Consider the following 8413-nt stretch of genomic DNA (forward strand, 5'->3'; position numbering starts at 1 on the left):
CACCTTTGATCTGCATTGCTTTGGGCATTGCGTTCGCTAGACTGATCGGCGTCAGCTCAGGCAACACTCGCCTGTAACCACCCTTTGAACGCCACCATCGCGGGTGTCTCAGCCCGCGACTGCAAGCGCGTCAACCAATAGCTGCCGGTGGTGATCCCCATCTCGAACGGCTGGCGGATCACATCGTTCTCCAATTGCCGCGAAAACATACGAGCTGGCGCCAGTGCCACGCCGGCACCTTGCAGCGCGGCCTCCATCATTGCCAGCGAGGAGTCGAACACCACGCTGCGCGGCACCCGGGTATCGCTGGGCAAACCGGCGGCCTGGAACCACAGGCTCCACTCATCGGCACGGTAGGAACGCAGCAAGGTATGCTTCAACACGTCAGCCGGGCTGCGCAGTTGTTCGGCAATCTGCGGCACGCACAACACCGTCAACGGTGCCTCAAGCAAAGGGCACGCATCGGTGCCGTGCCACGCGCCGGCGCCAAAGCGGATGGCATAATCCAGGCCCTCGGCGGCGACATCCACGCGGTTGTTGTGGGTGGACAAGCGTAAGTCGATCAACGGGTAGCGGCTATGAAAATCCGCCAGGCGTGGCAACAACCAGCCCACCGCAAAGGTACCGACCGCCCCCACCGTCAGGACTTCCCGGTAATGGCCGCCTTCAAACTGATCCAAGGTCAGGGCGATACGGTCGAAGGCGTCACGCAGCACGGGCAGCAGGGATTCGCCTTCGCTGGTGAGCATCAAGCCCCGAGGCAGGCGCTTGAACAGCGTGACGTTGAGTTGCGCTTCGAGACTTTTGACCTGATGACTGACTGCCGCTTGGGTCACGCACAGCTCAATGGCCGCACGGGTAAAGCTCAAATGGCGCGCCGACGCTTCGAAGGCGCGCAAGGCATTGAGCGGCAGGTGGGAACGCAGCATGACATGACCCAAATTTTTCTAATGGCTGGTGCGAGATATCATCGTTTGCCCACGTCGGGAAATCCACCTACATTTGCCACGCCTGCGCAGGCCACCATCGCCACTGCCTTATTTACATGGAAGCGAACCATGAAACACACCCTGAAAAAATATGCGGTTTCAGCCCTGTTGCTGGGCGCCGGCAGCTGCATGGCCGCCACCGACATGCGCCAGGTCGTGGACAGCCACGTCACCCCTCTGATGAAACAGCAAGGCATCCCGGGCCTGACGGTCGCGGTCGTCCAGCACGGCAAAGTGCAATACTTTAACTACGGCGTCGCCGCCAAAGACACCCAGGCACCCGTCACTGAAAACACCCTGTTCGAAATCGGCTCAGTGAGCAAAACCTTCAACGCCACCCTCGGCGGGTATGCCCAGGCCATCGGCAAGCTCAAGCTGTCGGACATGACCAGCCAACATCTGCCCGTTTTGGCTGGCAGCGCGTTCGATCGCATCAGCCTGCTGCAACTGGCCACCTATACCGCCGGCGGCCTGACGCTGCAGTTTCCGGATGCCGCCGACAGTGCAACCACCATGATGGATTATTTCCGGCAGTGGAAACCCACTTACGCACCGGGGGAACAACGCCTGTATTCCAACCCCAGCATTGGCCTGTTCGGTTACGTGACCGCAAAAAGCCTGGGCCAGCCGTTCACCGTCGCCATGGAAAAAACCCTGCTGCCCAAGCTGGGCTTGACCAATACCTACACTCGCGTCCCCGCCGACAAGGCCGGCCAATACGCCCAGGGCTATGACAGCCAGCAGAAACCGGTACGCGTCAACCCTGGCGCCCTGGACTTCGAAGCCTATGGCCTCAAGAGCAGCAGCCAGGACCTGGCCCGCTACGTGATCGCGAACATGCACCCGCAAACCCTGGAGCAACCGGTGCAGCAGGCCCTTGCCACCACTCACGCCGGCTACTACACCGTCAACGGCATGACCCAGGGCCTGGGCTGGGAACGCTACCCCTACCCCATCGCCCTGCAAGCGTTGCTTGACGGCAACTCCACACCGATGGCGATGGAGCCGCACAAGGTTAACTGGCTCAAACCCGCCCAGCCGCAGCCCGCCAACGTGCTCTACAACAAAACCGGCTCCACCGGCGGCTTTGGCGCTTATGTGGCGTATGTACCCAGCAAGGACATGGGTGTGGTAATCCTCGCCAACAAGAACTACCCGAATGCCGAACGGGTGAAAGTGGCTTATGCGATCTTGAGTGCAATGGATAACTGAAGCCGGTATACCCCGATGGGCGGGGGCTTGCCTTAGTGTCGGTGGTGCACGTTTGAAGATCGCTGGGCTCTAGGTACAATCACCGCCCTCTCCCACTCCCCCAAGGATCCGCCATGTCCGGGCTTGAACTGTTTGCCGCCGCCCTGGGGGTGATCGCCGTTTGGCTAACGGTCAAACAAAACCCCTGGTGCTGGCCCATCGGCCTGGTGATGGTGTTGCTCTACACCTGGGTTTTCTTTGAGGTCAAGCTCTACTCCGACATGCTCCTGCAATTGGTCTATGCGGCCTTGCAGGTCTACGGCTGGTGGCAGTGGACCCGCGCCGGCGAGGTCAAGCAGGGCCGCCAGGTCACTAGCCTGGGCGTGCCGGCGATCATGGCCAGCCTGGCTGTTGGCGCCGTCGGCAGCCTGTTGCTGGGTGCCGCCATGGCCCACTGGACCGACGCCGCCCAGCCCTGGCTGGACGCCGCGCTCACCGGTTTCAGCCTGGTGGCGCAGATGTGGATGGCGCAAAAACGCGTGCAGTGCTGGGCATTATGGATCGTGGTCGATGTGATCTTCGTCGGCCTGTTCCTTTACAAAGGCCTCTACCTCACCGCCGCGCTCTACGCGCTGTTTACCGTGATTGCCGTGCAAGGTTGGCGCGAGTGGCGCGCCGACCCGGCGTTGCGCACATGAAAGTGGTGGTATTGGCGGGCCCCGAATCCAGCGGCAAGAGCTGGCTGGCGGCGCAGTTGCACGCGCACTTCGGCGGGTTGATGGTGGGGGAATATGTGCGGTACTTCATCGATCAGCATCAGCGCGACACCACCCTGGCGGATATCCCGGCCATCGCCGAAGGCCAGTTGGCTTGGGAGGATGCCGCCCGCGCCAAATGCCCCGCGTTGCTGATCCTCGACACCCACCTGCTGACCAACAAACTCTGGAGCCAGACCCTGTTCGGCGATTACCCCGGCTGGCTTGATGACGAACTCCTGGCGCGGCATTACGACCTGCACCTGCTGCTCTCCCCCGAAGACGTGGAATGGAGTGCCGACGGCCAGCGCTGCCAGCCGGAACTGGCGGATCGCCGGGCGTTTTTTCAGGCCAGCCTGGAGTGGATGCAGGAGCATCGACAGCCACGGGTGGTGATTGGTGGAGACTGGGAACAACGGCGCCAGGCGGCATTTGCCGCAGTAACCCAGCTGCTCAAGCCCTGACACACTGCCCCCTGTGGGAGCGGGCTTGCTCGCGAATGCTCTGTATCAGCTAGCACATGCATAGACTGACCCACCGCTTTCGCGGGCAAGCCCGCTCCCACATTTTTTACCGTACCAGGCTTCAGTAGCCCAACGACAACCCCGTATTGCGTCGCGGGTCATTGGCCCCATAGAAGCGGTTGTTACCCACCGGCTTGCCATCCAGAGAAGGCGCACCGACCAGGATCGCGGCCAAATGGTTGGCATCTTGGGGACCTGCAAACTTATGGCCCCAGCTCTCGAGAATCTTCTGGGTATCCGGGCTCACGGCAAACGTCTCAAGGTTGGTGGTCTCAGGCATCCACTGCTGGTGGAAACGCGGCGCGTCCACGGCTTCCTGGATATTCATCTTGTAGTCGATGACATTCAGGATGGTCAGCAAAGTCGCAGTGATGATGCGACTGCCCCCCGGTGTACCGACCACCATCACCGCCTTGCCGTCCTTGGTGACGATGGTCGGGCTCATCGACGACAGCGGCGCCTTGCCCGGTGCGATGGCGTTGGCTTCGCCCTGCACCAGCCCATACATATTCGGTACGCCGACCTTGACGGTGAAGTCGTCCATTTCATCGTTGAGGATCACCCCGGTCTTGCTCGCCATCACCCCGGCGCCAAACCAGTCGTTGAGGGTATAAGTCACCGAGACCGCGTTGCCCCATTGGTCGACGATGGAATAGTGGGTGGTGTTATTGCCTTCATGGGGCGATACACCTGGCTTGATCGCCTGGGAGTCACCGGCCTTCTGCGGTTCGATCGCCGCGCGCAGCTTAGCCGCATAGTTTTTGTCCAGCAGGTGCTCAATGGGGTTCTTCACGAAGTCCGGGTCGCCGAGATAGCTGTTGCGGTCCACGTAGGCGTGGCGCATCGCTTCGATCTGGTAGTGCAGGCCCTGGGCCGAGTGATAGCCCAGATCGGCCATCGGGTAGCCTTCGAGGATATTCATGATCTGGCAGATCACCACACCGCCCGAGCTGGGTGGCGGCGCCGAGACCACATGGTAGCCACGGTAGTCGCACTCGATGGGGGCCAGTTCGCGGGTTTTGTAGGCGTCGAGGTCAGCCTGGGTGATGATGCCTTTGCCGGCCTGGCTGGAATCCACCACCGCCTTGGCGACCCAGCCTTTATAGAAACCGTCGGTGCCCTTGGCCGAGATTTCCTTGAGGGTCTTGGCCAGGTCCTTCTGCACCAGCTTCTGGCCTACCTGCATCGGCTCGCCGTTATGCAGGAAGATGCCACGCATATCCTGGTCTTTTTCGAACTCACCGGTGGCGGTGTGCAACAGGTCGATATCGCCCTGCTCCAGCTCAAAGCCGTTTTCCGCCAGCTTGATCGCCGGGGCAATCACTTGGGCGCGCTTGAGTGTGCCGTATTTGCTCAGGGCCAGTTCCATGCCGGACACCGTGCCCGGTACGCCGACCGCCAAATGGCCTTTGGCGCTGAGGCCTTCGACCACATTGCCGGCCTTGTCGAGGTACATGTCAGCCGTCGCCGCCAACGGGGCTTTTTCGCGGAAGTCGAGGAAGGTCTTGCGCCCGTCCGCCAGTTGCACGGTCATGAAGCCGCCGCCGCCCAGATTGCCCGCCGCCGGGTACACCACCGCCAGCGCATAACCTACCGCCACCGCCGCATCGACCGCGTTGCCGCCGGCCTTGAGCACATCGACACCCACATGGGTTGCCAGGTGCTGGGCCGTGACCACCATGCCATTTTCACCCGCAACCGGGGCTTGGGAAGCTGCGTGCACCCCGTTGACCGTTAATACCAGCGCGGTAGCAATCAAGGTGTGACTCAAGGGTTGGTATTTCATCCATGGCTACTCTGATTATTGAGATGCACCAAAATAGCCCCTCGCTGATTCAATCCCCAGCGCAATGGCGTTTTTATTACAGAACTTGTCGGTCATGGAACGCACACCGCTGTGCAAGGCGGCAATCAGCTCTGGCCTATAAAATTAATGGCGCTAGAATCGGCGCCATTCTTTCGCAGCCGCCCTGATACGAGCCTGTCCATGAGCTTTGATTTCGACACGATCCACCCACGCTTCGATACCGGCAGTACCAAGTGGAGCCGTTACCCGCAAGACGTTCTGCCGATGTGGATCGCCGATATGGACATCGCCGCGCCGCCCGCCATCTTGCAAGCCCTGCACGCGCGGCTCGACCAGCAGATTCTCGGCTACAGCGTGGCCGGCCCGGACGTGCGCGATGCCATCGTCGCTGACCTGTGGGCCAAGTACGCCTGGCGCGTACAGCCCGAAGAACTGCTGTTCCTGCCTGGCGTCGAGCCTGGCTTCAATATGGCCCTGCACGCCTTCGTCCAGCCTGGCCAGGCGGTGGTGCTGCAAACCCCCAACTATCGGCCGATTCGCCTGGCGCCCGGCAACTGGAACCTGCCACGCATCGAGGTGCCGTTCGAGCAAGTCAACGGCGAGTTCCTCACGCCCTTGCCCGCGATGCGCCAAGCCCTAAACGGGGCCGGAGCCCTGTTGCTGAGCAACCCGCACAACCCCATCGGCAAAGTGTTTCCCCGTGGAGAGCTGATGGCAGTGGCCAATGCCTGCCTGGAAACCGGCGCATTGATCATCAGCGACGAAATCCACGCCGAGCTGTGCTTTGACGGCCGCCGCCACATCCCCACCGCCAGCCTCAGCCCAGAGATTGCCCAGCGCACCATCACGCTGATGTCGGCGAGCAAGGCGTATAACGTGGCCGGCCTGAAGACCTGCTTCGCCGTGATCCAGAACGCCGAGGTGCGCGAGCGTTTCAATCAGGCGCGCTGCGGCATGGTCGACAGCGTCAGCCCTCTGGGCCTGGAAGCCACCCGCGCCGCCTACAGCGAATGCACCGACTGGCTCAGCGCGCTGGTGCAGTACCTGCAAGCCAACCGCGACTACCTGCTTGACGCGGTAAAAACCCGCCTGCCCGGCGTGGTGATGCATGCACCACAGGGCACCTTCCTGGCGTGGCTCGATTGCAGCGCTCTTGGCCTGGATGACCCGCAGCAGTTTTTCCTTGAGCAGGCCAAGGTCGGCCTGAGCGCGGGGATCGAATTTGGTGATGACAGCCAACAGTTCGTGCGCCTGAACTTCGGTTGCCCACGATTGATGCTGGAGGAAGGCGTCGAACGCATGGAGATCTGCTTGCAAAACCGCTGACTTCGGTCGCAGTTGCACGGGAAGAGAACGCGCCTCTTCCCGGGCTGTTTTGTCCACTCACAACTTGGCGATGGACACTTCCGTCGACTTCACAAAGGCAATCACTTCGCTGCCCACCTTCAATTCCAGGTCACGCACCGAGCGCGTGGTGATCACCGACGTCACAATGCCCGATGCGGTCTGCACGTCGATTTCCGACACCACTTCCCCCAGCAGAATCTCCTTGATCACGCCTTTGAACTGGTTGCGCACGTTGATCGCTTTGATGGTCATGTCGGCTTTCCTTTTGGCTGTTGGGTCAATCCGCACGAATGCGCAGGCCCTCAAAATGCGCTGCCGGATAAAATATTAAAAGGAATAAATACCTATTTATTTATTCGATAAGGATATATCTAAAAATTATGTGTCGTGCCCAGCAGCGACCTATGACCGCACATCTTGTGCGTTGACCAACTTTGTTACACCCCATATAGTGTGCCTACAAACAGATCAGACCACTACATAGTGTGCAGCGCCGGTATTTTACCGATCACACTACGCGCAGTATTTCAATGCCTTGTAGCCTGCAAAAACATTTATTTTTCGAGTATCAGGAAGGAGTATTTCCATGCTGAGTTGGGATGAAGTCGACAACGAAGACACCGGTGCAGCGGTGATCAAAGGCGCCAACGCCGGCCACGCCACCGAAGCCAACATGGACCGCCTCGACGGTGCCGGCGCCGCTGCCGCCGTGGAAGCCCGCGCCGTCACCGCCAACGACTCCGCCGCCATCGTGCGCGCCAAGGCCGCCCTGGACAAACTCGACGTCGCCGAAGGCCTCGCCGAGCTGGAAGGTGCCTCCGCCCGCGTCGCCGTTGATGAAAAGCGCATGATCAACTGCCGCGCCGACCTCAACCAACTCGTGCCATTCAAGTACGACTGGGCCTGGCAGAAGTACCTCGACGGCTGCGCCAACCACTGGATGCCGCAAGAGGTCAACATGACCGCCGACATCGCCCTGTGGAAAAACCCCGAAGGCCTGACCGACGACGAGCGCCGCATCGTCATGCGCAACCTGGGCTTCTTCTCCACCGCCGACTCCCTGGTAGCCAACAACCTGGTGCTGGCCGTGTACCGCCTGATCACCAACCCGGAGTGCCGCCAGTACATCCTGCGCCAGGCCTTCGAAGAAGCGATCCACACCCACGCCTACCAGTACTGCATCGAATCGCTGGCCATGGATGAAGGCGAGATCTTCAACATGTACCACGAGATTCCATCGGTGGCCAAAAAGGCCGCCTGGGGCCTGAAGTACACCCGCTCGATCTCCGATCCGAAGTTCGAAACCGGCACCGTCGACACCGACAAAGAGCTGCTGCGCAACCTGGTCGCCTACTACTGCGTGCTGGAAGGCATCTTCTTCTACTGCGGCTTCACCCAGATCCTGTCCATGGGCCGCCGCAACAAGATGACCGGCGTGGCCGAGCAGTTCCAGTACATCCTGCGCGATGAGTCGATGCACCTGAACTTCGGTATCGACGTGATCAACCAGATCAAAATCGAAAACCCGCACCTGTGGGATGCCGAGATGAAGGAAGAAGCGACCCAGATGATTCTGCAGGGTACGCAGCTGGAGATCGAATACGCGCGTGACACCATGCCGCGTGGGGTGCTGGGCATGAACGCGGCGATGATGGAAGACTACCTCAAGTTCATCGCGAACCGTCGCCTGTCGCAGATCGGCTTGAAGGAAGAGTACCCAGGCACCACCAACCCGTTCCCGTGGATGAGCGAGATCATGGACTTGAAGAAAGAGAAAAACTTCTTCGAGACCCGTGTGAT

The 8413-nt window shown here is 60.5% G+C and carries 8 protein-coding genes; 5 read left to right on the forward strand and 3 right to left on the reverse strand.

Translation table 11 applies throughout. From position 1 onward, the window contains the following. Nucleotides 1-56: 56 nt before the first annotated feature. On the reverse strand, nucleotides 57-929 hold the full coding sequence (locus BT199_RS13395; protein ID WP_072434666.1) for a LysR family transcriptional regulator: 873 nt from the start codon (nucleotides 927-929) through the stop codon (nucleotides 57-59). Nucleotides 930-1058: 129 nt separating this feature from the next. Here BT199_RS13395 and ampC point away from each other — a divergent pair, with 129 nt between their 5' ends. The 3 genes from ampC (at nucleotide 1059) to BT199_RS13410 (ending at nucleotide 3399) form a co-directional block, all read left to right on the forward strand. After that, nucleotides 1059-2201 (forward strand): class C beta-lactamase, encoded by a 1143-nt coding sequence (ampC, locus tag BT199_RS13400; protein WP_014718658.1) that lies wholly within the window; start codon nucleotides 1059-1061, stop codon nucleotides 2199-2201. A gap of 113 nt (nucleotides 2202-2314) precedes the next feature. Further along, complete coding sequence (gene pnuC, locus BT199_RS13405; RefSeq protein WP_014718659.1) at nucleotides 2315-2878, forward strand: nicotinamide riboside transporter PnuC; 564 nt, start codon at nucleotides 2315-2317, stop codon at nucleotides 2876-2878. Further along, nucleotides 2875-3399: an AAA family ATPase gene (locus BT199_RS13410; protein ID WP_014718660.1), complete on the forward strand. Its 525-nt coding sequence runs from the start codon at nucleotides 2875-2877 to the stop codon at nucleotides 3397-3399. The genes pnuC and BT199_RS13410 overlap by 4 nt, the downstream gene beginning before the upstream one ends. 121 nt (nucleotides 3400-3520) lie before the next feature. On the opposite strand, the gene ggt is transcribed toward BT199_RS13410, so the two are convergent. After that, the gene (gene ggt, locus BT199_RS13415; protein WP_072434667.1) at nucleotides 3521-5245 is read right to left on the reverse strand and encodes a gamma-glutamyltransferase; all 1725 of its coding nucleotides are present in this window, start codon (nucleotides 5243-5245) and stop codon (nucleotides 3521-3523) included. A 201-nt stretch (nucleotides 5246-5446) separates the two neighbouring features. On the opposite strand from ggt, the gene BT199_RS13420 reads away from it, so the two are divergent. Then, the gene (locus tag BT199_RS13420; protein ID WP_072434668.1) at nucleotides 5447-6592 is read left to right on the forward strand and encodes a MalY/PatB family protein; all 1146 of its coding nucleotides are present in this window, start codon (nucleotides 5447-5449) and stop codon (nucleotides 6590-6592) included. Between the two features lie 57 nt (nucleotides 6593-6649). Here BT199_RS13420 and BT199_RS13425 read toward each other — a convergent pair whose 3' ends face one another. Next, the gene (locus BT199_RS13425; RefSeq protein ID WP_003173733.1) at nucleotides 6650-6865 is read right to left on the reverse strand and encodes a TOBE domain-containing protein; all 216 of its coding nucleotides are present in this window, start codon (nucleotides 6863-6865) and stop codon (nucleotides 6650-6652) included. A 334-nt stretch (nucleotides 6866-7199) separates the two neighbouring features. Between BT199_RS13425 and BT199_RS13430 the strand changes: the two genes are divergently transcribed. After that, nucleotides 7200-8413: ribonucleotide-diphosphate reductase subunit beta (locus BT199_RS13430; RefSeq protein WP_060767445.1), on the forward strand; the 1214-nt coding region annotated here is incomplete at its 3' end.

The sequence above is a fragment of the Pseudomonas sp. NFR02 genome (assembly GCF_900119375.1).
GTDB classification, from domain to species: domain Bacteria; phylum Pseudomonadota; class Gammaproteobacteria; order Pseudomonadales; family Pseudomonadaceae; genus Aquipseudomonas; species Aquipseudomonas paracarnis.